Source organism: Amycolatopsis sp. (assembly GCF_036008905.1).
Classification (GTDB): domain Bacteria; phylum Actinomycetota; class Actinomycetes; order Mycobacteriales; family Pseudonocardiaceae; genus Amycolatopsis.
The window spans coordinates 1-22,997 of the sequence record NZ_DASYMU010000061.1 but is presented as its reverse complement, the minus strand read 5'-3'; the positions used below and the strand labels follow the sequence as shown (position 1 = coordinate 22,997).

At 69.0% G+C, this 22,997-nt stretch carries 22 protein-coding genes; 9 read left to right on the top strand and 13 right to left on the bottom strand.

Features of this window, described 5'->3' with window-relative positions:
* The first annotated feature begins 322 nt into the window (after positions 1-322).
* Together VGP60_RS12165 and VGP60_RS12160 are read left to right on the top strand one after the other, a co-directional pair.
* Positions 323-613 carry a hypothetical protein gene (locus tag VGP60_RS12165; protein WP_327548056.1) on the top strand — a complete coding sequence of 97 codons (291 nt, stop codon included), beginning with the start codon at positions 323-325 and terminating at the stop codon, positions 611-613.
* Positions 610-861, top strand: a complete 252-nt coding sequence (locus VGP60_RS12160) for an AMED_5909 family protein (protein ID WP_327548055.1) — start codon at positions 610-612, stop codon at positions 859-861. The genes VGP60_RS12165 and VGP60_RS12160 overlap by 4 nt, the downstream gene beginning before the upstream one ends.
* Positions 862-976: 115 nt before the next feature.
* Here VGP60_RS12160 and VGP60_RS12155 read toward each other — a convergent pair whose 3' ends face one another.
* The 9 genes from VGP60_RS12155 to VGP60_RS12115 all read right to left on the bottom strand — a co-directional run bounded on the left by VGP60_RS12155 (position 977) and on the right by VGP60_RS12115 (position 14,590).
* Positions 977-2,371: a rhamnulokinase family protein gene (locus VGP60_RS12155; RefSeq protein WP_327548054.1), complete on the bottom strand. Its 1,395-nt coding sequence runs from the start codon at positions 2,369-2,371 to the stop codon at positions 977-979.
* Positions 2,372-3,775 carry an arabinose isomerase gene (locus VGP60_RS12150; protein WP_414640327.1) on the bottom strand — a complete coding sequence of 468 codons (1,404 nt, stop codon included), beginning with the start codon at positions 3,773-3,775 and terminating at the stop codon, positions 2,372-2,374.
* Positions 3,776-3,797: 22 nt separating this feature from the next.
* On the bottom strand, positions 3,798-5,825 hold the full coding sequence (locus VGP60_RS12145) for a bifunctional aldolase/short-chain dehydrogenase (protein WP_327548052.1): 2,028 nt from the start codon (positions 5,823-5,825) through the stop codon (positions 3,798-3,800).
* A gap of 1 nt (position 5,826) precedes the next feature.
* Entirely contained in the window at positions 5,827-6,993 is a 1,167-nt protein-coding gene (rhaI, locus tag VGP60_RS12140) for an L-rhamnose isomerase (protein WP_327548051.1), read from the bottom strand.
* Between the two features lie 100 nt (positions 6,994-7,093).
* Entirely contained in the window at positions 7,094-8,179 is a 1,086-nt protein-coding gene (rhaS, locus tag VGP60_RS12135; RefSeq protein WP_327548050.1) for a rhamnose ABC transporter substrate-binding protein, read from the bottom strand.
* Positions 8,176-9,228, bottom strand: coding sequence for an ABC transporter permease (locus VGP60_RS12130; RefSeq protein WP_327548049.1), 1,053 nt, complete (start codon positions 9,226-9,228; stop codon positions 8,176-8,178). Before VGP60_RS12130 ends, rhaS begins: the two co-directional genes overlap by 4 nt.
* Positions 9,221-10,222 (bottom strand): ABC transporter permease, encoded by a 1,002-nt coding sequence (locus tag VGP60_RS12125; protein ID WP_327548048.1) that lies wholly within the window; start codon positions 10,220-10,222, stop codon positions 9,221-9,223. Before VGP60_RS12125 ends, VGP60_RS12130 begins: the two co-directional genes overlap by 8 nt.
* Positions 10,219-11,733, bottom strand: a complete 1,515-nt coding sequence (locus VGP60_RS12120; protein WP_327548047.1) for a sugar ABC transporter ATP-binding protein — start codon at positions 11,731-11,733, stop codon at positions 10,219-10,221. Before VGP60_RS12120 ends, VGP60_RS12125 begins: the two co-directional genes overlap by 4 nt.
* 157 nt (positions 11,734-11,890) lie before the next feature.
* Positions 11,891-14,590, bottom strand: coding sequence for a ferritin-like domain-containing protein (locus tag VGP60_RS12115; RefSeq protein WP_327548046.1), 2,700 nt, complete (start codon positions 14,588-14,590; stop codon positions 11,891-11,893).
* Between the two features lie 179 nt (positions 14,591-14,769).
* On the opposite strand from VGP60_RS12115, the gene VGP60_RS12110 reads away from it, so the two are divergent.
* From VGP60_RS12110 to VGP60_RS12085, 6 genes are all read left to right on the top strand, one after another.
* A complete protein-coding gene (locus tag VGP60_RS12110) occupies positions 14,770-15,762 on the top strand; it encodes an NAD-dependent epimerase/dehydratase family protein (protein ID WP_327548045.1) in 993 nt (330 codons plus the stop codon).
* A gap of 221 nt (positions 15,763-15,983) precedes the next feature.
* Positions 15,984-16,445 (top strand): hypothetical protein, encoded by a 462-nt coding sequence (locus tag VGP60_RS12105; RefSeq protein ID WP_327548044.1) that lies wholly within the window; start codon positions 15,984-15,986, stop codon positions 16,443-16,445.
* Entirely contained in the window at positions 16,442-17,611 is a 1,170-nt protein-coding gene (locus VGP60_RS12100) for a PPE domain-containing protein (RefSeq protein WP_327548043.1), read from the top strand. Before VGP60_RS12105 ends, VGP60_RS12100 begins: the two co-directional genes overlap by 4 nt.
* Complete coding sequence (locus VGP60_RS12095; RefSeq protein WP_327548042.1) at positions 17,608-17,892, top strand: hypothetical protein; 285 nt, start codon at positions 17,608-17,610, stop codon at positions 17,890-17,892. Before VGP60_RS12100 ends, VGP60_RS12095 begins: the two co-directional genes overlap by 4 nt.
* A complete protein-coding gene (locus VGP60_RS12090; protein ID WP_327548041.1) occupies positions 17,885-18,586 on the top strand; it encodes a hypothetical protein in 702 nt (233 codons plus the stop codon). Before VGP60_RS12095 ends, VGP60_RS12090 begins: the two co-directional genes overlap by 8 nt.
* Positions 18,583-19,125 (top strand): hypothetical protein, encoded by a 543-nt coding sequence (locus VGP60_RS12085; RefSeq protein ID WP_327548040.1) that lies wholly within the window; start codon positions 18,583-18,585, stop codon positions 19,123-19,125. The genes VGP60_RS12090 and VGP60_RS12085 overlap by 4 nt, the downstream gene beginning before the upstream one ends.
* Here VGP60_RS12085 and VGP60_RS12080 read toward each other — a convergent pair.
* On the bottom strand, positions 19,100-19,903 hold the full coding sequence (locus tag VGP60_RS12080; RefSeq protein WP_327548039.1) for an AraC family transcriptional regulator: 804 nt from the start codon (positions 19,901-19,903) through the stop codon (positions 19,100-19,102). The two genes, VGP60_RS12085 and VGP60_RS12080, sit on opposite strands and share 26 nt — an antisense overlap.
* Before the next feature lie 69 nt (positions 19,904-19,972).
* Here VGP60_RS12080 and VGP60_RS12075 point away from each other — a divergent pair, with 69 nt between their 5' ends.
* Positions 19,973-20,743 (top strand): ESX secretion-associated protein EspG, encoded by a 771-nt coding sequence (locus tag VGP60_RS12075; protein WP_327548038.1) that lies wholly within the window; start codon positions 19,973-19,975, stop codon positions 20,741-20,743.
* An 8-nt stretch (positions 20,744-20,751) separates the two neighbouring features.
* Here VGP60_RS12075 and VGP60_RS12070 read toward each other — a convergent pair whose 3' ends face one another.
* From VGP60_RS12070 to VGP60_RS12060, 3 genes are read right to left on the bottom strand one after another with little or no spacing between them, the layout of a single operon-like run.
* Positions 20,752-21,099 (bottom strand): YbaB/EbfC family nucleoid-associated protein, encoded by a 348-nt coding sequence (locus VGP60_RS12070; RefSeq protein ID WP_327548037.1) that lies wholly within the window; start codon positions 21,097-21,099, stop codon positions 20,752-20,754.
* The gene (locus VGP60_RS12065) at positions 21,096-22,094 is read right to left on the bottom strand and encodes a CHAP domain-containing protein (RefSeq protein ID WP_327548036.1); all 999 of its coding nucleotides are present in this window, start codon (positions 22,092-22,094) and stop codon (positions 21,096-21,098) included. The genes VGP60_RS12070 and VGP60_RS12065 overlap by 4 nt, the downstream gene beginning before the upstream one ends.
* A gap of 12 nt (positions 22,095-22,106) precedes the next feature.
* Entirely contained in the window at positions 22,107-22,823 is a 717-nt protein-coding gene (locus tag VGP60_RS12060; protein WP_327548035.1) for a transglycosylase SLT domain-containing protein, read from the bottom strand.
* Positions 22,824-22,997: the final 174 nt, after the last annotated feature.

Below are 22,997 nucleotides of genomic sequence, written 5' to 3'. Positions count from 1 at the left end.
CGATGCGGGATTTCCACGCTGCTCGAGTGCCCAGGCACTTTCCAGCCTTGCACGACGTAGGTGCCCTGATCGGTGGCGAACAACGTCGGCGATCCTCCGCCTTGCGTTGCCTTGCCGAGGAATGTTAGCCGCATGCTGACTCCATTGCTATCGACGTGCGCAGGTTTGCTCGATCACCTCGATACTGCCTCTACCAGCAAAGATAAGTCAATAATTCGCCAGCTATGACGACCAATCCAAGCAAACTCTAGCAAACTTCTGGAGGTGACACCGATGGTGGCCGTAGCGTTACCCGGACCCCGGACTAGCAAAGGAACAGGAAATGCCGTTCAACGCAACGTGTGTGCCGGGTAGGAGCGCGGTCGCGGCCGTGCAGTTCCTCGGCCGTATCCAGCATCATCCGACGGTGGTGATCTATCTCGATCCTGATCGGGTGGAGATCGGTCCTCCGCACAACCGGTCGGAGTGCCCGCAGTTCCTGGGGTTTCTGCGTGAGCTACGTGATTCGCTGGACAACATGGCGGACATCCTCGACCCGCAAGCGGAGTCCGACTACTACCGGCACTTCGTGGTGGTGTCGGATCTCCCCGACCAAGAGTCGGCACCCCAATGACCGGCGTGGCGATCCCGCAGACTTTGGGGCAGGCACACAGTGACGTACTGAGGCGTCGCCCACCGCTGGAATCGACGTTTGTAGTGCAGCGCAAGTTCCATCAGGACAACAAACGCCTGTACGAGAGCCTGGCGGACATCGACCGGGCACATCACCACGAAATCTTGTACTGGGTCGAATACGAACGCCGCAAAGTCGAGACTCTGACCGAACAGATCAGAAAGGGCCATGTCACGAAGTCAAACTGAAGGCGAAAAGAGGCTAGAAGCCGACAGTCCCGGAGCAGTCCGAGGTGCCTCGCGGGTAGCCGGCGCGCTCCGCCATCTATCCCACCCCGGAGAATATGTCGACACTTTCCCCCGGTCAGAGCTCGATGCCGACGCGGGCGGCGGCGGCACGCCAGGGCTCGGGGGAGCCGTGGGGTTCGTAGGCGACCAGGGGATCGGCCGTCGAGACGTCCCGCAGGCGCGTGACGAGCCCGGCGGCACGGGCCTGGACCAGGATGTTCCCGAGCGCGCTGGCCTCCACCGGACCGGCCAGCAGCGCCGTCCCGCAGGCGTCCGCGGTGAATTGGCACAGCTGCCGGTTCCGCGAGCCGCCGCCCACCAGGTGCACGACGTCGACCGGCTGGCCGGAAAGCCGGGTCGCGGCTTGAACGGAACTGGCGTGTGCCAGCGCGAGCGACTCCAGGATCGTCCGGACCATCGCCGCGGGCCCGTCCGGGGCCGGCTGCCCGGTGTCCCGGCACGCTTGCGCGATTCGTGCCGGAATGTCGCCCGGCGCAAGGAAAACCGGGTCGTCCGGGTTGATCACCGAGCGGAACGCGGGTGCGCCGGCCGCCGCGGTCAGCAGCCCGTCGAGTGACGGGTTCCCCCAGATCCGCAGCGACTCGCTGAGCAGCCACAGTCCCATGGTGTTCCGCAGGAACCGGACCGTGTCGTCGATCCCGGCCTCGTTGGTGAAGTTCGCCGCCCGCGCGGCCTCCGTCAGCACCGGCGCCGGGAGCTCCAGCCCGACCAAAGACCATGTCCCGCAGGAGATGTAGGCGAAGTGGTCGCTCGCCGCGGGCACGGCGGCGACCGCCGACGCCGTGTCGTGCGAAGCCACCGCCACGATCGGTGTGCCGCCCTCCAGCACACCGATCGTGGCCCCCGGTTTCCGCAGTGGCGGCAGCAAACCCGGCGGGATCGGCGTCCGTGACACCAGATCCCACGCCCATTCGCGGGTGGTCGCGTCGAGCAGCCCGGTGGTGGACGCGTTGGTCACCTCCGCGCCGCGTACGCCGGTCAGCCGGAACGCGAGCAGATCGGGCACCAGCAACATCGTCCGGTCACCCAGCTCGGGTTCGGCCAGTAGCTGGTAGACGGTGTTGAACGGCAGGTACTGCAACCCGTTGGCCGCGTACAGCGCCGAGTCGTCGACGTACTCGCGCAGCCGGTCGGCCATGCCGTCGGTGCGGGGGTCACGGTAGCTCCGGACGTCCCCGAGCAGCCGCCCGCCGGCGTCGACCAGGCCGTAGTCCACCGCCCACGCGTCCAAGCCGATCGACACCGGTTCCGCGGACTCCGTCTTCCGCAGTCCCTCGACGACCTCGTCGTGGATGCGTTCGATGTCCCAGCGCAGCCCGCCGCCGGGCCGCGCCTGCGGACCGGTCGGGAACCGGTGTGCCTCGGACAGCTCGACGTGCCCGCCGGACACCCGGCCCAGCATCACCCGCCCGCTGGTCGCACCGAGGTCCACCGCGACGAACATCGCCATCTAGACCTCCACGAGCGGCACGCCGAGCAGGCTCGACACCGCGCGCAGGTCGCCGAGCCGGTGCCCGGTGCCGAGCGCCCAGTGATGCGCCACCCCGCTGGCCGACCAGGCGTCGACCCACTCGCCGGGGTTGCGCCCGAAGTCGACGCGGCTGGTCGTGTTGCCGATCCGCATCAGCGGCCCGTCGACGACCTCGCCTTCCGCGGCCACCAGCTCGTACCGCCCGTCCTGGCTCTGCCCGACACCCAGCAGCGTCACCGGCCCGTGCGCCACGTCGAACTCCACGGAGACGCCGTAGCCGCGCTTGCCGTGATAGACGCCGAGCCCGCGCAGCAGCGGTTTCCCCGAGCTGATCGCGAGATGCGCCGGCCCGTCGTGGCCCATCTCGACGTGCCCGCGTTCGAAGTCGAGCGCCTGGAACTCGGTGAACGAGCCGCCCGCGCCGAGCACGTCCATGACCAGCATCGCCACGCTCGTCCGCAGCTCGTACTCGCCGACGGCCGGGAGCCCCCGCGCGGTGAGCAGGCTCGCGCCCAGGATCATCCCGGCGCCGAGCCGTTCGTGGATCTCCCCGGCCAGCCCGCGGTGGTAGTAGGCGATGCTGTCCAGATCGAAGTCGGTCACCAGCTGTTCGAGCCCGACGGCGACGCGCGCGCCCCATTCGAGGTCACCGGCGGCCACCGAAGCGTCCACTTCGAACACCGACTCGGCTTCGGCGACCTTGGCCGCGGCCTGCTCGTCGGTCACCGCGTCGACACGCACCCGCAGGTCGTCGAACTCAAGGATCTCGACATGCCCGCCGAACTGCGAGTTCACCATGGTCAGGTCGGTGGAGACGTCGTACATCCCGGGGTACAGATGCCCCATCAGGCCGTGCCGCCCGTTGCGCAGCACCTTGCGGACCCCGGCCGCCGAGACCCACTGGCCGATCTTCGTCCAGGCCCGTTCCTCGCGCAGATAGCCCGACACACTGCGGAACTCCACCCCGGCGCGGCGGAACGTGTTCGCCATCTCCGGCAGCGGGCAGGCGCCGCAGTACGCGAGCCACTGCCCGGTGTCCACAGTGGAGTGATCCATCGACTCCGTCGGCTGCAGGTTGATCAGCAGCACCGGCGCACCGGTCTTCTGCGCGACCGGCATGAGCATGGTCGCGGTCATGTACGTGGTGAGGAACCCGATGATCAGGTCGCACCCCGCCGCACGCAGCTTCTCCGCGGCCACAGCGCCCTGCTGGGCGTCGGAGATGAACCCGGCGTCGACGACTTCGGCGTCGTAGCGCTGGATCCGCTCGCTCACGTAGGCCGCCGAGGCCTCCAGCGTGGGCAGCAGGTCGGGGAACTGCGGCCAGTAGGCGCCGAGCCCACCGGCCACGAGCCCGATCTTCGGCCGTCGCTTGCCCGTCATGCTCACTCCCGTCATCGCCCTGTCATCGCAGGAAGGCCGCCGCGACACCGGCGTCGACCGGCACGTGCAACCCGGTGGTGTGGGACAGTTCCCCGGCGGTCAGCACATACACCGCCGCCGCCACGTGCTCGGGCAACACCTCGCGCTTCAACAGCGTGCGCTGCGCGTAGAACTCCCCGAGCTTCTCCTCGGGAACGCCGTACACCGCCGCCCGCTTGGCTCCCCACCCGGAGGCGAAGATGCCCGAACCCTGCACGACACCGTCCGGATTGACCCCGTTGACGCGGATGCCATACCCGCCGAGCTCCGCGGCCAACAACCGCACCTGATGGGCCTGATCCGCTTTGGTGGCACCGTAAGCGACGTTGTTGGGCCCGGCGAACACCGCGTTCTTGCTGACGATGTAGACGATGTCGCCGCCCATGCCCTGCGCGATCATCGCCCGCGCCGACTCGCGCGCCACCAGGAACGAACCCTTGGCCATGACGTCGTGCTGCAGGTCCCAGTCCGCTCCCGTGGTTTCCAGCAGTGGCTTGGAAATCGACAGGCCCGCGTTGTTCACGACCAGGTCGACCCCGCCGAACGCGAGGCAGGTGTCGGCGACGGCCGCGGCGATCCCGGCTTCGTCGGTGACGTCCGCGGTGATCGCGATCGCGTCGGAACCGGCCTGCTCGGCTACCACTGCGGCTGCCGCGGCGTCCCTGTCGGCGACGGCGACACAGGCACCCTCGGCGGCGAGCCGCAGGGCGATCGCCCGCCCGATGCCCGAACCGCCACCGGTCACCAGCGCGATGCGTGTGGCGAGCGGCTTGGGCTTCGGCATCCGCCGCAGCTTCGCCTCTTCCAGCGCCCAGTACTCGATCCGGAACTTCTCCGACTCGGGGATGGGGGAGTAGGACGAGACCGATTCCGCGCCGCGCATGACGTTGATGGCGTTGACGTAGAACTCGCCCGCCACGCGCGCGGTCTGCTTGTTGCGGCCGAAGCTGAACATGCCGACGCCCGGCACCAGCACGATCGCCGGGTCGGCGCCCCGCATCGCCGGGCTGTCCGCGTCGGCGTAGCGCGCGTAGTACGCGGCGTAGTCCTCGCGGTAGGTGGCGTGGAGTTCCTTGACCCGCTCGATGACCTCGCCGATCGGGGCCGTGGCGGGCAGGTCGACGACCAGCGGCGCGACCTTGGTCCGCAGGAAGTGGTCCGGGCACGACGTCCCGAGCGCGGCGAGCCGCGGGTGCTCGGCGCGTGACAGGAAGCCGAGCACGGGCTCGCTGTCGGTGAAATGACCCAGCTGCGGGGAATCCGTCGACGCCAGCCCGCGCAGCACCGGGAACAGTGCCGCCGCGCGGGCCTTGCGGTCCACTTCGGACAGTGGGCCGTAGCCGTCGAGCACCGGGCCGAACGGGTCCGGTTTGCCGTGCTCGGCGAGGTAGCGCTCGGCGGTGCGGATGATGTCGAGCGAGTTCGCCTCACACGCCTCGCTGGTGGCGCCCCAGGCGGTGATGCCGTGCCCGCCGAGCACACAGCCGATCGCCTGCGGGTTCGCCGCCTTGATCGCGGCGATGTCCAGTCCCAGCTGGAAACCCGGCCGGCGCCACGGCACCCAGACAACCCGGTCGCCGTAGACCTCGCGGGTCAGCTCTTCGCCGTCGGCGGCGGTGGCCAGCGCGATCCCGGAGTCCGGGTGCAGGTGGTCGACGTGCTCGGAGTCGACGAGCCCGTGCATCGCGGTGTCGATGCTCGGCGCCGCGCCACCCCGGCCGTGCAGGCAGTAGTCGAACGCGGCGACCATGGTGTCTTCCCGGTCCTCACCGGGATAGACGTCGACGAGCGCCCGCAGCCGGTCCAGCCGCAGCACGGCGAGTCCGCCTTCGGTGAGTGTGCCGAGGTCGCCACCGGACCCCTTGACCCACATGAGTTCGACGTCCTTGCCGGTGGCCGGATCGATCGAAACCGCCTTGGCCGAGGTGTTGCCCCCGGCGTAGTTCGTGTTCCGCGGGTCGGCGCCGAGCCGGTTCGAGCGGGTGAGCAGTTCTTCGACGGCCTTCGGCATTTCAGGCACCCCAACCGGCGGCGTTGCCGCCCACGCGCTCGGCCACGATCTTCTCCGCGTACCCACTGCGGTGGTATGCCGCGATGGGATCGGGGTCCAGCCCCATTTCCGTGCGCAGCTCCGCGAGCATCGGCCGGATGTCGGTGGCGAACGCGTCGGAGATGACGGCGTTCGCGCCGAGGACGTCCCCGTCCTGCTGTGCTTTCTTCAGCGCGTCGGTGTCGACGATCAGCGCCTTCGCGGTGGCTTCCTGCACGTTCATCACCGAGCGGATGAGCGCCGGGATCTTGGCCTCGATGTTGTGGCACTGGTCGAGCATGAACGCGACCCCGGATTCCTTGGCGAGCCCGCCGCCGGACACGATCTCGGTCATGATCCGGAACAGCTGGTACGGATCGGCCGCGCCGACCATCAGGTCGTCGTCGGCGTAGAACCGGGAGTTGAAGTGGAACCCGCCGAGCCGCGATTTGCGCAGCAGCAGCGCGACCAGGAACTCGATGTTGGTGCCAGGGGCGTGGTGCCCGGTGTCCACCAGGACCTGCGCCTTCGGGCCGAGTTCGACGCAGTGCATGTAGCTGGTTCCCCAGTCGGGGACGTCCGTGGCGTAGAACGCCGGCTCGAAGAACTTGTACTCCAGGAGCATGCGCTGATCGTCGCCGAGGCGGTCGTAGACGATCTTGAGCGCTTCGTCGAGCCTGTCCTGCCGCGCGGCGATGGAATCCTGCCCCGGGTAGTTCAACCCGTCGGCCAGCCAGATCGAGAGGTCCTTCGACCCGGTCGCGTCCATGATGTCGATGCACTCGAGGAGATGGTCGATCGCCTTGCGCCGCACCGCCGGGTCGGGGTTGCAGACACTGCCGAGGCGGTAGTCGTCGTCCTGGAACACGTTGGGGTTCACCGCGCCGAGGCCCACGCCGAGATCACGGGCGTACTGGGCCAGCTCGGCATAGTCGTCGACCTTGTCCCACGGGATGTGGATCGCGACGGTCGGGGCCACCCCGGTGAACCGGTGCACGGTCGCGGCGTCCTGGATCTTCTCGTGCGCGTCGCGGGGGATCCCCTGCTGGGCGAACACCTTGAACCGTGTGCCCGAATTGCCGAAAGCCCACGAGGGCGTCTCGACATGCTGGTTGCGCAGCGCGGTCTTGACTGCGGCCTGGTCGAGCATGGGGTTCCTCCCGTATGTGTAGGGGTGCGTGGGTGGGGGTTCGTGAGTGCGTAACAGTGTTAGAACACTGTTACGCACTCACGACCCCAGGAGACCAGCGTCAGAAGTTGTACTGGTCGATGTTGGCGGCGTTGAAGTTCGTCGGCGGGCCGAGGATGATCTCCCCGTTCTTGCCGATCGTGCGCGTCCCGAGCTTGCCCGCCTTCAGGGTTTCACCCTCGGCACCGGAGATCTGGCCCGAAGCGAGCGCCGCCGCCGCGTAACCCGCGAGGTAACCGAGCTGGCTCGGGTCCCAGAGCGCGAACTCCTTGACGGTGCCGTCCTTGACGAACTGGCGCATCTGGTTCGGCGTGCCGAGCCCGGTCAGCGCGACCTTGCCCTTCGACGGCGACGACGACAGGTAGCGCGCCGCGGCCGAGATGCCGACCGTGGTGGGGGAGATGATCCCCTTCAGATCCGGGATGGACTGCAGCAGCGCCTGGGTCTCCTGGAACGACTTCTGGTCGTCGTCGTCACCGTAGGCGACCTTGACCAGCTCGATACCCGCGTACTCGGGCTTCTTGAGCTCGTCCTTCATGAAGTCGATCCAGGTGTTCTGGTTCGTCGCGTTCGGCGTCGCCGAGAGGATCGCGATCTTGCCGGAGCCACCGATCTGGCTCGAGATCAGCTTGACCTGCGAGCGGCCGATGTCCTCGGAGTTGGCCTGGTTGACGAAGATCTGGCGCGCGTCGATCGCGGCGTCGGAGTCGTAGGTGACCACGGCGATGCCCTTGGCGCGGGCCTCCTTCAGCGCCGGCGCGATCGCGTTCGGGTCGTTGCCGGCCACCACGATCGCGTCCTGCTGCTGCTGGATGAGCGTGTTGATGTAGGACACCTGCGAGGACGCCGACGCGTCGGACGGGCCGACCTCCTTGCCCACACCCTTCAGCTCGGTGACGGCTTCGATGCCGCCCTTGTCGACGATGTTCTCGTAGGGGTTGTCGATCTCCTTCGGCAGGAAGGTGATCTTGAGGCCGTCCTTGATCGTCGCGTTGGGATCGGCGGCTTTGGTCGACGCCGGCGCGTTGCCGGGAGCGGCGGGCGCCGAGTCCTTCGTCGTCCCGCCGCAGCCGGCGATCAGGGCGACCGCCAACCCGGCACTGGTCGCGGCGAGTACCGCGCGGTGGATGGGGCGTGAGTGGATCATCTTTGGTCCTCCTCAGGTGGGCCGGGGGCCGCAGCAGCACCCACGGGGTCGGGCAGGGACTGGGACTGCGTTCTGGGTGGCGGGGCGGGTGAAGCGGCCGCGGGCCTTCGCCGTCGGACCAGGTTCGCGACCACCGGCACGAGCACCGAGATGATCAGCAGGAGCCCGCTGATCACGTTCTGGATCTCGTTCGTGACGTCGTCGAGGAACAGCACGTTGCGCAACCCCGCCATCAGCAGGAGCGCGGTCAGCACCCCGACGACCGTGCCGCGGCCGCCGAAGATCGAGACGCCGCCGAGCAGTACCGCCGCGACCGCGATGAGCTCCAGGCCGTTGGCGTTGTCGGCCCGCGCGCTGTTGTAGCGCAACGTGTACACCAGCGAGGCGACCGCGGCGATCACGCCGGAGACGATGTAGAGCGCGCATTTGACGCGGTCCACGCGGATTCCGGAGAAGCGGGCCGTCTCCGCGCCGAGGCCGATCGCGTAGAGCGAGCGGCCCACCGGTGTGTAGTGCACGACCCCGGCGACGATCACGCCGACGACGATCACCACGACGGTGGCGTACGGGAGGAACGTGCCGGGGATGGTGTCGGTCGCCAGCGGCCGGAAGTTCTCCGGGAACCCGGTGACCGCGCCGTCGCCGAGTACTACATAAGCGAGCCCGCGGTAGAGCCCGAGCGTGCCGATGGTGACCGCGAGCGACGGCAGGCCGAACTTCACGATCAGCCCGGCGTTCACCGCCCCGAGTACCCCTCCGGCGACGAGCACCAGCGGGACGATCGTTTCGAACGACATGCCCGCGTTCCACAGGGTCCCGGTCAGCGCGGAGCAGAAGCCGAGCACCGACGCCACCGAGAGGTCGATCTCGCCGGTCAGCACGATCGGCAGCAAAGCCAGTGCCAGCAACGAAACCTCGGTGTAGTCCAGCAGCAGGAACGAGATGTTGTCCCCGCTGGCGAACCCGGTCGTGCTCGTCGAACCGTAGACCAGCACGGCGACACAGAGCAGGAGCAGGACCGTTTCCCAGCGCAGCAGTTTGTCACGCACGGCTGGCACTCCTTTGCTCTCGTAGTTTCGTCGCGAGCCGCAGCATCACGGCCCGGTCCAGCGAGATGGCCAGCAGCAGCGCGGCGCCGTCGACGGCCCGCTGCCAGAACGCCGGCACCCCGAGGATCGGGAGCGCGCTGGTGATCGTGGTCAGCAGGAGCGCGCCCAGGGCCGCGCCGAGCACCGAGCCGCTGCCGCCGAAGATCGCGACGCCACCGACGACCACGGCCGCGACCACGGCGAGTTCCCGCCCGTTGCCGACCGAGGCGTTGATGGTGCCGAAGTACGACGCGTGCAGGACTCCGGCGAGCCCGGCCAGCGAACCCGACAGGACGAACGCGGTGAACACCCGGCGCCCGGCCGGGATACCGGCGAGCCGCGCGGCCTGGGGGTTCGAGCCGATCGCGTAGAGCTCGCGGCCGGAGCGCCAGTTGTGCAGCGCGTACGCCGTCCCGGCGAGCACGACCACCGCGAGAATGGTCAGGTTCGGGATGCCCAGCAGCGACCCGCTGCCGAAGCTCAGGAAGGAGGGCGACATCTGGTCGGCGTTGACCTGCTGGACGCCGGTCGCTGTCGCCCAGCCGTAGTCGAGGCCGCGGAACACGTACAGCGTCCCGAGTGTGACCACCAGCGCCGGGACCTTCGCGACCGCGACGAGCGCGCCGTTGAAGGCACCGCAGACCGCGCCGAGCGCGATCCCGGCCAGCAGCACCAGGATCACCGGCGTGCCGTGGTCGTTGATGAACATCTGCCCGGAGAGGAACGCGGTCAGGCCCATCACCGAACCGACCGAGAGGTCGATGTTGCGGGTGATGACCAGCAGCGTCTGCCCGATGGCGAGCAGCGCGATGATCGAGGCGTTGAGGAACAGGTCGTGGATCCCTTGCCCGGAAAGGAAACTCGAGTTGACCGAGGTGGTCACCACGACCACGACGACCAGCGCGGCCACGATGCTCATCTCGCGCCCGGAGAAGAGCGCGCGGAGCCGGTTCATGCGGCACTCCCGGTGGCTGCGTACATGACGGACTCTTCGGTCGCTTCGGCCTTCGTGAGATTCGCGGTGAGCCGGCCCTCGTGCATCACCAGGACACGGTCGGCCATCCCGAGTACCTCCGGCAGTTCCGACGAGATGAGCAGGATCGCCATGCCCTGGGCGGCGAGATCGGACAGCAGCGTGTGGACCTCGACCTTGGCGCCGATGTCGATCCCGCGGGTGGGCTCGTCCACGATCAGCACGGACGGCTTGGTCGCGAGCCACTTGCCGAGGACGACCTTCTGCTGGTTGCCGCCGGACAGCGTCGCGACCGGGTCCGACAGCTCGCCGGACTTCAGCCCGAGGCGGTCGGCCCACTCCCTGGCCAGCGCGCGTTCGGCCGAGCGCCGGACGATTCCCTTGTCCGACACCGCTTTCAGCCGGGCCAGCGAAGCGTTGCGTTCGATGGAGAGCTCGAGGATGAGGCCCTGTTCGCGGCGGTCTTCCGGCACCAGCGCGACGCCGCTGTCGATGGCCGCGCGTGGATTGCCCGCGGGGAGCTCGATCCCTTGGACATGCACGGTTCCGGCGTCATGCGGGTCGATGCCGAACACGGCCCTCGCCACTTCCGACCGGCCCGAGCCGACCAGCCCCGCGAGACCGACGATTTCGCCGCGCCGCACGGAAAACGAGATGTCGTTGAACACCCCGGTGCGGGTCAGCCCGTCGACCACCAGGATCTCGTCGCCGGTGCTCGCTTCGCGCTGCGGGAAGAGCTGGTCGACCGGCCTGCCGACCATGCGGCGCACGAGCGCGTCCTGGTCCATCTCCGACAGCGGCTCACCGGCCGCGACCACGGCGCCGTCTCGCAGGACCGTGACGCGGTCGCACAGGGTGTACATCTCGTCGAGGCGGTGGGAGATGAACAGCAGCGCGGCGCCACCTTCGGCGAGTGTGCGGGCGACCCGGAACAGCCGGTCCGCCTCCAAAGAGGACAGTGCGGCGGTGGGCTCGTCCATCACGATGATCCGCGCGTCGGCCGAAAGGGCCTTGGCGATCTCGATGATCTGCTGGTCGGCGATGGACAGCCCGCGGGTGGGGCGCAGCGGGTCGATCGGCACCCCGAGTTGCGCGAACAGCTCGGCCGCGCGCTTGTTCATCTCACGCCGGTCGACGCGGCGCCCGGACCGCAGGGGCTGGCGGCCCATGAAGACGTTCTCCGCGACGCTGAGATCGGGGAACTGGGTCGGTTCCTGGTGGATGACCGCGACACCGCGCTGCTGGGCTTCGCGTGGCGAGGAGAAGTCCACGGGCCCGCCGCCGAGCAGGACCTGCCCGGCGTCCGGCCGGTGCTCCCCGCCGATGATGCGGACGAGCGTCGACTTGCCCGCGCCGTTCTCGCCGGCGAGGGCGTGCACTTCACCAGCGTGCAGGGTCAAAGAGACTTCACGGAGCGCTTGAACCGCCTCGAACGCCTTGCTGACGGTACGGAGTTCGAGGAGCGGGATCGGCGAATGCCCCGGTGCGGCCACGATGTCCTCCTTCGTTGGAGGCCGGTGATATGAAACGTTTCATATCCGTGGCGCACAAGTTAGTTCAGGCACGACACCGCCGTCAACGTGCTGGCGCATCACAAGCGGGTCTCGCCGCCCAGGTGGCTGACCGACGAGACCGCTCGCTTCGTTGTTACTAGCGGACCTGGAAGCTCGGGCCCACCGCACCTGACGTCGTCGAGAGCAGTTTCCTGGCCTGGACCTGGACGGAGAACATGAGCCCGACCGCGCTGTCGAGGCGGTCCGGATGGCCGTCGAAAACCTCGTGCAACGCGCCGAGCAGGTCGGCGTACGCCTCGTCGCACAGCTCGGAAGCCGAGCGGGCGGGCGAGTTGGGGAGGGCGAAGGTGTCGGGGTCGTCCGCCATCGGGTGCACCCCGTCCGGGTCGAACGGGATCGGTTCGCCTTCGTACACCCACTTCCCGCTGGAGTCGCGGACCAGCTGCCTGCCCTCGACGATCTCCTTGAACCGGTAGTAGTGCCCGAACTCGGAGCGGTCGCGGACCTGCCCGGCGGACTCGGTGTCGTGCGGGGTGCCTTCGCCCTGCTCGATGATCTCGTAGATCGCGAGCAGCGCCGACCGCCTGCCGGTGATGCGGTAGAGCGTGCCCGGCGCGTCCGGCCAGCTCACCTGCCGCGCGGGGTCGCCGGTGAACAGCGTGCCGCCCTCGGCGCGGAGTTCGTCGTCGAGCCGGATGACCGCCATCGCGATCTGGTTGTAGAACCAGCCGATCGTGAACGGGTTGTACTCGGCGTCGACGAACCATTGCGCGAGTGTCGAGATGGCTTCGTCGTCGGAGTCGAGCAGGTTGCCCGCTTTGTCGAGGGTGACGGCCTCGGGGGCGATGACCGGGCCGGTGAACGGAACCCCTTTGACCGTGGGGTGTTCGGGGCGCTCGATCTCCATGAAGACGTCCCGGATGTGCTCGATGGAGCATTTGCGCAGCGAGACCATCAGCTCCGGCAGCACCCCGCCCGGCAGCCGGCCGGGGTAGACCGGCACGAAGCCCGGCCTGCCGATCACGGGCGCGCCGCCGATGGCGTTGAGCAGGTTGCCCACCAGCGCCATGTGCAGCATCTCCTGCTGGACGACCCCGCGGATGATGTGGCCGACTTCGGTGTTCCGGTCGTGTTCCAGTGAGAACAGCGCGCACAGGTAGGCCGGGATCGTGGCGTGTTCCAGGGTGAGCGCCTGCTGCAGCGCGGCCCGGAGCTCCTCGACGGTGTTGAGCTCCAGCATCGGCGGCCGGGGCTCGATGTCGAGCCAGCGGACGATCGTGTCCCGTTTGGCGGGGGAGAGGTCCCGGGTGACCGGCATGTGGCCCGGTGAGGCCTGCGGGGCCAGCAGTGCCTTGCGGAGCCTGTCCCGGTAGGCCACGACGTGGTGGTAGTTGGCGAGGTCGAACACCTCGCGCATCACCGGGTAGAGGTTGGCGTACTGCTGGAAGATCGGCTGGACGTCCCCGATCCACGTCGGCGAGTCCGGCGCGTCGTACCTGTCCTGGACGAGGATGTTCAGGCTGCGGTACGGGCTGGGGAACAGCGAGTCCTGGGGCGGTTCTTCGGCCCACGAGTAGTCCAGCGAGACGTATTGGCCGTCCAGCGGTCCCCTCGGGTTCCCGGGATCGAGCGCGGTGAGGCCCAGTTCCGCGCGGCCATGGTCGTCGGTGGTCACGCTCGCCGGGAACTTGAGCGGTGCGTTGCCCTCCGCGTCGGTCACGTGGACTTCCGCACCTGCCGCGGGTCGGCCGAACTTCGTGGCGGTGAAGACCACGGTGGCGGTGTCGTGCGGGTGCTCGGGCGGAAGGCGGAAGGTGAATTCGTCCGCCCGCAGGTAAGTGGCTTCGGCGTTTTCCGTCAGCAGCGGCGTTTGTGCCGAGTCCACCACCGCGAGCGGATTCGCCGCGACGAGTTCGAGTTGGTCGTTGGTGAGCTGTGTCGAGGTGATCCCGGCGCGGCGGGGGTAGAAGTTCGCGTCGATCCCGTCCAGCGGCGCGAGGACGACCGGGGCTTCGTTCGCGGGCAGCACGGCCAGATACAGCGCGCCGACGTCGATCAGGTCGCCGCCGACAGCCGCTGTCGGGACGCTGTTGCCCAGGTCGATGAACAACTTGCCGCTCTTGTCGTCCAACCGGCACGGCGCGTTGTTGAGCGGTGAGCCCGGTTGTTGACGCAGCCGCCGTGCCGCGACAAAGGTTTTCGGCTCTGTTGGTGAATAAGCGCCCACGGAACCGACTAACCGGCCGGTGGTGAATTCGGGTGCGGCGGAATCGCCTTCGAAACCGTCGACGTTGAACTTGATGGACAGCAGGCCTTCCGCTGTCGCTTCTTTCAGTTCGGCGAGAAACGGTGAAGCGGATTCGAACCATTCGACGTCGGTAAGGATGGACTGGTAAGTGGCGCACAAGTCGCCCGCGGTGCTGCTGCGCAACCAGAGATCGGCGAAGGAAGCGGGATCGAAATTCCCCTGGCAGACGACTTTTCCGGTCGCATCGGTGAGTTTGAGCCGCAGTCCCCAGATTTCCGAGACCAGTTGCTGCTGGGTGTCGAGGTCCACCAGCTTGGCGCTGACCTGCCTGTCCCCGTCGAGAAGCTGGCCGCCGATGAGCGGGTCGGTGGGTGCTGAGCCGCCGTCGGCGTTGAGCAGGCCGAGGACCCGGACGCCGCGGAACCGGAACGCGCCGGTGCCGTCGGGATTCCAGCCGCCGAAAGGCTTTTTCTGGAATCGCGGATGGAAGGTGGTGTTGTCGTAGACGTTCGGACTGTTGTTGACCGTGGATGGATCGGCCTGATAGCGACCGGCGAAATGCAGCCGCGGAAAGCCCAAATAGGACATGCGGTGGTACCCCCGTGTGGTGGTCGGCAATCCTGGTCGACGCAGCCCCGGCCGTCACCCCCACAGTGTCGGCCGCCCCCGGCTGCTGAATCTCAGTTCCCACCCAACCGTACCGAAAAGTGAGCGGCGCTGGTTTTGTGATCATTGCGCGCGCGGCCTTCCGCGGACGATGATGCGGTATGGGAATCACCGTTGCGGTCACTGGTCCTACCGGCGAAATCGGCATTTCCGCGGTGTCGGCCCTGGAACGCGACGGTGCCGTCGACCGCATCCTCGGCATGGCGAGGCGGCCGTTCGACCCCGGCGAACACGGCTGGACCAAAACCGAGTACCGCCAAGGCGACATCCTCGACCGCGACGCCGTGGAAGAACTGACCGCGGCGGCCGACGTCGTGATCCACCTGGCCTTCGTGATCATGGGCACGCGCGACGCGAGCCGCCGCATCAATCTCGCCGGCACCCGCAACGTCTTCGAAGCCACCGTCGCCGCCGCGCGACCGAAACGCCTGGTCTATACCTCCTCCGTCGCCGCGTATGGCTACCACGCCGACAATCCCCTGCCGATCACCGAAGACGTCCCGCCACGCGGCTCGAGCGAGCACTACTACTCCGAGCAGAAGGCCGAATGCGAAGACCTGCTGGCGGAAGCCACCGAGGGCTCCGACCTCGAGGTCTACGTCCTCCGCCCCTGCATCGTCGCCGGCCCGCACGCGACGGCCCTCGCCGACTCGATGCCGTGGAAGCAACTCGGCGCCCGCCTCCCCGACGCCGTAGTCAAGGCCGCCCGTGCCGTCCCCGGTCTCCGCCCCGTCCTCCCGGACCCCGGCACCCCACTGCAACTCGTCCACCACGACGACGTCGCCAACGCCATCGCGATCGCCACGACCACCACGGCCCCTCCCGGCGCCTACAACCTCGCCGGCGACGGCGAAATCTCCCTCACCGACATCGCGCACGCCCTGGGCGCTCACGCCGTACGCATCCCCAGCTCCGTCGCCACCGCAGCCTCCGACGTCCTCGCGAAACTGCCGCGAGTCCCAGCCGTCGCCGAGTGGGTCCACGGAGTGCGGACCTCGGTCGTGATGGACACGACCAAAGCCAAGCGCGACCTCGGCTGGGTGCCGAAGTACAGCAGCGCCGAGACCCTGGAGGCGATGGCCGGCGGGCTCTAGGTCGATGGGTCAGAAGGCGGCCCGTACCCAGCCAGGCGGGGAACACGCGCTCACAGAAGGGAAACACGGCTACGGGAGTGGGGAACACGGCTACGGGAAAGGTCTTCAGCGGCACTCGCGTGTCTGGGGGTGCAGGGGGTGTGTCTGGTTGTGTCGTTCCGCGCCGGGGGAGGGGGTGCGTGACGAATAATGGGGCGCGGGCGAGCTAGGGAGGAGCGCGGATGGTCACCGTGCACAGCAAGGCGGACGCGAAGCGGCTGCGCGACGAGCTCCAGGCGGGCGAGCACGCGCCGGTGCCGGGTGCGTCCCAGGTCGCGGCGCCTTCGGGGGCCGGGGCGGCGGGGGTGGTCGCGGACGGCACGGACGGGATCGAGCTCGACTTCGACGAGCTCGCCGAGGCGCAGCGCGCGATCGACCGCAAGTACGACGAGCTGAGCGCCCATCTCAAGCAGGCGCAGGAGCTCAGCGGACCCCTGCGCGACGGCAAGGGGCCGGTGACCGGGCCGATGCGCGCGGCGTTCGGCGTCCGCGGCGGCGAAGCCGGTGGTGGCGTACAGGCCGCGTTGGTGTCCTATCTGGACGAACTGGACAGACTGCGCATCGCGATCCGGCAGGTCGCCGCCGATCACCGGGGCCAGGACGACGAAGCCGCCGCCGCGCTCGACGGGGTGGGCAAGCCGTGACCGAGCCTCGCAAGCACCGCTTCCGCTCCGACGACCACGAAACGACCGCACGGGAACGACGCAAGGAGCGCCGGGTCCGCAAACAGCGCCGCGCCAACCTCCGCGACGAAGCGTTCGGCAAGATCAACTGGGACGCTTACCGGCATGACCAGCTTTGGGACATGATCAAGTCGGCCGAGCCGCCGAAGCTCGGCGAGCAGGCCTACCATTGGGCCAAACTCGCCGCGGACATCGACACCACGACCTCGGACGTCCGCACGCTCACGCAGCGTTTGTTGTTGTCGTGGAAGGGCCCGTCCGCGGTCAAGGCCGCCGGCTCGGTGTCCGCGTTGATCGGCTGGGCCGCGACAGCGGGCAAGAACGCGCGGCAGGTCGGCGACGGCCTCGACGCCTACACCTCGGCGATCGGCGAGGCGCAGCGCAAGATGCCGGAGCCGGTGCACTACTACGCCGAGCGCTGGTTCCGTGAGGGCTACGACGTCAAGGCGCTCGACGGGCCCAACGGCGCGTACCTGCTGGACGACCTCCTCGACGACCACCTGCCGAAGAAGCAGGAAGCCGAGCGCGCGAAGGCCGAAGCCGTCCACGTCATGGAGCAGTACGAAGCGGCGAGCAAGGGCGTCCACACCGCGCTCCCGCCCGCGTTCGACGAAGCACCTCCGGTCACTTCCGACAGCACGCCGAGGCCAAGCCCGGTACCTGGCGACACACCGAAAGAAGCACCACCCCATACGCCCAGCCCGGCCAGCCCGGCACCGGGACCCCACGCGTCAAACCCGGTTCCGCGGCCCGCAACGGACACCGTCGGCGAAGACACCACCGCGGCTTCGGTCGCTCCACTCGGGGTAGGAGCGACGGCAGGCTACGGAACAGCAGGCGCTGGTTTCGGTGCGGGGGCAGGACTTCCGCTCGGCGCGGGCGGGGTCATCGGCGTGCTCGACGACGGCGGCCGCGTCGGCTGGCTGCCCGGCGGCGCGAGCAACCCGGCGAACCAGGGAGCCGCGGCAGCACAAGCTCGAGCCACCCCGGGAGGCGGTTACGGCATGTACCCGCCGGGCACCGGAGCACGCCGCGAAGAGGACACCGAGCACCGTGACCGCTACGCCGACGGTTACGACCTGATGGACGACCTCCCGCCCGCCTATCCGCCGGTGTTCGGCGAATGACCGGTTACCGCGCCGATCCGCACGCGCTGAAGACCGCCGCCGACCAACTCGACGATGTCGCCCGCGAAGTGGGTGAAGTCGCCGAAGGGGTGGCCGCGTCTACGGGTGACCTCGGCCCGGGCGGCGTCACCGAGGCCGTCGACGTGCTCGCGGACAAGCTCGCGGGCAGAATGCGGGCCGTGCACACCGAACTGACCGCCGCCGGGGCGAACGTCCACACCGCGAGCGAGGCCTATCTCGGCGCCGAAGCGAACACGGTGGACGATCTCCGTCATGGCTGACTACCAAGGCCTGGGTTTCGACCCGGCGCCCGGCGACGCCGAAGCGGTGACCGCCGCCAGCCGGCGCTGGTCCGCCGAAATCCCTGTCCTGCCAACGATCGAAGCCTGGTCCGGCGAAGCCGCGGACGCGTTGGCCGCACGGCTCGAACGCGCACGAGCAGAGCTGACCCAGACCCGGGAGACCCTCCGGGCCGGAGCCGGAATCCTCGACGACTGGGCGGGTGCGATCCTGGCGAACCAGCGTCGCGCCGAGCAGCTCGACCGACGCGCACTCGCCTTGAAACGCGCGCTACGCGAAGCCGCCGACGAGGTCGAAAGCACCACCACCGCGGCACAGTTCGCCACCGGCCAGGGCGCGCTCCACGCGGAAGCCGAACGTGCCGCCGCCGTCCGGCGCCACGACGAGCTCGCCCGCGAGCTGGACCGGATCCGGCAAGCGGCCCGGGACCTGGAAAGCGATCACCTCGCCGTTGCGCGTCGCGTCGCCGACCGCCTCCGTGCGCTCGACGCCGACGGTGCCGAAGCCGCCGCGAAGATCCCGGACCGGGCCGAGTTGTACGGCGGGATCGTGGCCACCCTGAACACCCAGTCCGAGCTGGGCCGCGAACTCGCGTCGACGGTGTCGCGGCGCACGGCCACCGGCGCGCCGACCGGGGGAGCGCACGCCTTCGCGGCCGCTTTCGGGCCGAAGTGAGACTCAACCACGTCCCGGGCATCACGAGAGTGGCGCTGACCTCGGTCCGGACCACCACCGACGAACTGCTCGCCCTGCTCGGACGCCTGCGCGGCCCGGACGCCGCCCGTGATCCCGGCCTCGAAGTCGCCGCGCTGCAAGCCGCCGAACTCGCCCACCAGCACGAAACCGGGCTGCTCGCCGTCGTCGAGCACGCCGACGCCGATCCCGCGATCCTCGTCGCCGGCCTGATCGCGGTGGCTCGGCCCCTCGACCCCGACAGCGCCGCCGAACTGGGCTACCACCTGGCCGATACGGGCGGCCCCGGCATTCGGGAGGTCACCCGGGCGGAGACCGAACGAGGTTACCCGGTCGTCCTCGCCGAACGCGTCCAGACCCCCGGCGCGCAGCTGCAGGCCGTGGTCGTCGACCCGGAACGACCCAGGATCGTGGTGTTCACCCTGCATTCGCCGACGGCCAGAGGCTGGCTCGAAGTCGCGGGTATCGCGGGCCGGTTCGTCGCGGGGATCGATCTCAGCGTGCCAGCGCGCGTTCCCTGAACTCGGTCGGAGTCTGGCCGACGAGCTTGCTGAAAGTCCGCGAAAAGTGGGCGGCCGTGGCGAATCCGCAGTCCTTCGCGACTTCGGCGATGCCCCGTGACGCCTTCGCCGGATCGGACAGCAATGCCTTGGCCCGGTCGATCCGCAGCCCCTTGATCCGCTCCGAAATGCCTTGCCCGTCATCGAAAAGCTGGTAGAGCCGCCGCCGGGAGATGAACAGCGCGTCGGCCACCTTGTCCGCGCTCAGCGACTGCTCGCCCAGGTGGGCGCGCATGTACTCGACGGCTTCGCGGCGCCGCGCGGCGAGCGCGTCCACCCGGTCGAGTTCCACGCGCAATGCCGTGCGCAGCACCAGTTCCGCGAGCCCGAGCAGGTGATGCGCGAGCCCGTGCGCGTCCAGCACCTCACCCGCGGCGAGCACGTGTGCCACCGCGCTCGCGAACAGCGAACGCAACGCCGTGTCCGTCTCGACCGGCTGGAACATCAGCGGCCGCAGCTCGCTGAACCCGATGGACAGCTTGGCCGTCGACACCGTCAGCATCACCACGCCGCGGTTCCCCGGCGCTTCACCGTCCGGCGGCCCGATCGGCAGCAGGTGGAGCGTGCAATCGGCGAAGGTGAGCTTGGCGCCGGCCGCGGCCACCGCACGGGGGACCTGACAGCGGATGAGCAGCTGGATGTGCTCAGGCGCCGGGGCCGTGCCCATCATCGCGGCCCGCGCGGCGGCGGCGCCGGACGCGCGCACGATCAGCTGACCGCTGCCGACTTCCTCGTCCACGTCCACCCTCTTCCCGGAATTCACCGATTCCGGTCTCATCTTGATCGCCGGCGCACTATCGTGCCGGATATGGCGCGACGATCGGCTACGGCGGCTGGAGTGGTGCTGTCGCATCTGGAGTTCGATCTCCTCTGGGAGGACCTGGGAAACGGCGACATGCCGTATCCGCTGAGCGTGCCTTCGCACGGCGCGACGATGGCCGCGCGCGACGAACTCGGCGCGACGGTCTTCGCGGCGCTCGGCGAGGCCGGATTGGCGGACGAGCACTACGTCGCCCCGGAGCTGATCGACCTCTTCGAACTCTTGAGCAGTCCGGTGGTTTCGGTCGACGCACTCGTGGTCGGTGACGAGCCGTGGCGCTTGCTCGCCGCGGTCAAGGACAAACTCGGCGTCCTCGCCGTGCTCGACAGCCGCGAAGTGGCGCTGGAACCCTTTCGCGGCAACGAACTCGTCCCGACCGTCGTCAGGATCCTCGGCGAAGCCACGCCAGGACCCGGTGGGCAGATGCGCCTGCCGCGCGTGGCGTTCTCCGCGGCCATGGACGGTTACGCCCGCGGCGGGTACGCCGGATTCGAGACGGCGTTGAGCACCGCGGGCATCACCGGGCGGACCGTGCGCCCGCTCGCGACGCTGGTGACGTCGGCGCGGTACGCGGCCGGGCAACTGGCCGTGAACGGCCCCGGCGGCCGATCGCCGGTGACCAGCTGGTTCGACACCGAGGCCGGCCGCTACGCCGTCACCGGGGAAGACCTCGGCGGGGAAGCCTGGGTGACCGTGACGCCGGCCGACGGCAGCTGGCTCGCCGACCGGATCGCGTCGCTGGTCGCCGGGGTTCACTGAGCCCAGACTCATTGAGCCCAGGACGAGGGCATCAGCGACTCGTCCTCGACGGGCGTGTAGGTCTGGGGTTCGGGGAAGATCCCGTCGCCGAGTTCGCCGAGCACAGCCCTTCCTTCGGCCAACGCGCCCGCGCCCGCCTCGCCCGACAGCTCCTGGATCCGGTCCGCGAGCCGCTCGGGGCCGAGTTTCAGCGCGACCGGGTCGAACCGGAGCCCGGTGAGCTTGCCGTACAGGTTCACGGTGACCGTGACGCCGTCACCCGACGCGCTGCGTTCGATGGCGTCGAGCCGGGCGCTCAGGGTGCGATCCGGGAGCGTGTCGGCGCCGGCGAGCAGCTCCTCCACGGTGCGCGTCACGGGTGCACCCCGCCGTAGAACGTGGCGCTGCCGAGGACATGGGTGTTGCGCCGCACGGCGTCACCGGAGTTGCCCTCGATCATGGTGACCTTGTTGCCTTCGACCTTCTCCACGATCCCGATGTGCTTGCTCGTCGACGTGTTCTGCGGGCCGGTGCCGAACAGCAGGACGTCCCCGGGTTTCGCGTTGTCGAGCGAGTTCTTGCCGTAGGCCTTGCCGTGTTCCTGGCCCCAGCGGTAGACGTCGCCGGTGAACGGCAGCACGGGGATCTTGACGCCTGCCTTGCGCCACATCGAAGTCGCGAACGACGAGCACCACGCCGCCGTCGGCCCGTACGGATTCCTATTGCTGCCAGGGGGATTCTCACGCGTGCCGAGCTCCTTGCGGGCGGCCGCGAGGATGTTGTGTGCCTTGCCGCCGCTGCCGGCCGTGGTCGCGCTGCGGTCTTCCACACCGTCGTGGCGGAGTTCCTTCTCCAGCGCGCGCAGCTTCTTGGCCGCGTCGGTGAGTTCGGTGTTGACCCGGCGCAGGTTCGACGCGGATTGCCGCGTGTACTGCGGTGCCAGGTCGGCCGCGGCGGCGACGGCCTTCATCAGCGCGGCCTGCGAGCCGATGGCGAAACCGGTGTCGAGGGTCTTCGACGCCCTGGCGACGTACTCGTCGATCAGGCGTCGCGCGGCGGTGTGGCCACCGGACAGCGACGCCGTCACCCCGGAGACGATCTTCTCGGCGTCGTGACTCGCCGAACCGGTGACGTGCAGCTGCTTGCCGAACTTCGTGGTCCGCTCGTCGAAGTCCTCGGCGCGTTTCCCCTCCCAGTGGCTCAGGACGGTGTCCCGGTCCTTCTTGTGTTCGTGGTACTGCTCGGTGAGGCCGTGCGCGGTCTGGTGCAGCGCGTACTGCGCCTGGACGGCGTCCTCGGCCTTGCCCGCGAGCTTGTTGCGGTGGGCGATCATATCGGCGGCGAACCGCCGGGCCATGGCGTGGGTGTCCACAGTGGATTCTCCTTAGTGGCGGCCGAGGGCCTTGGCGTGGTCGGTTTCCTGCTCGCGGTAGGTCCGGGACATCTTCCCGGTGGCGACGGCCAGCGCGTCGGCGTTCGCGCTGACGCCCTTGACCTGCTTGTGCAGCGCCGAACTGAAGTCGCCGAGCGCGTCGGCGAACCCGGATTCCTTGCCGATCCTGCCGAAACTGTCGTCGGCGATCTTCCGGACGCCGTGCAGATGCTTGGTGTCGATCGAGGACAGGTTGTCCGCGACGGCCCTGGCGCGCTTCACGTAGTCGCCCAGAACCCCTGTCTCGACGGCGAACCCGTCTCCGGTAGCGCCGGGTTTCGAGGGTTTGTGGTGCTTCGACGTCACGGTGTGGGCTGCCCGGCGGGCGGCGGTGAGGTGGTCGCGGTAGGCGCCGTTGGTGTAGGTCGACCACGGCGTCCACGACTTCCCGTCCTGCGACAGCGAATTCGCGACCTTCGCGTTGGCATCCGCGTCGAACAGTTCCGCGTTGGAGTCGAGGTGGTACTGCTTACGGCGTTCCGGGCCCATTCCGCCCAGCATGTTGATCTGCCAGAGACCGTAGGAGTTGTCCGGCGGGGTCGCGTTGTGCGCGCGGGTGTTCCCGCCGGACTCGGCGAGCGCGACGGCGACCGCCGTGGTCAGTCCCTGTCCGCGGAAGCCCGCGCGGTAGGCGTGTTCCGCGATCTGTTCGGGGGTCAGCTTGGCCATGCTCGCTCCGATGCTCGGTGACCACGCCAGTTTGGCTGAACGTGCACCCCGGCCGGTACCGTCGTTGCACGCGGGGACAAGCCGACTGCACGCGAGGTGGCGGGCTCAGTGACCGGGCTCAGTGACCGGGCTCGGTGACCGGGCTCGGTGACCGGGCTCGGTGACCGGGCTCGG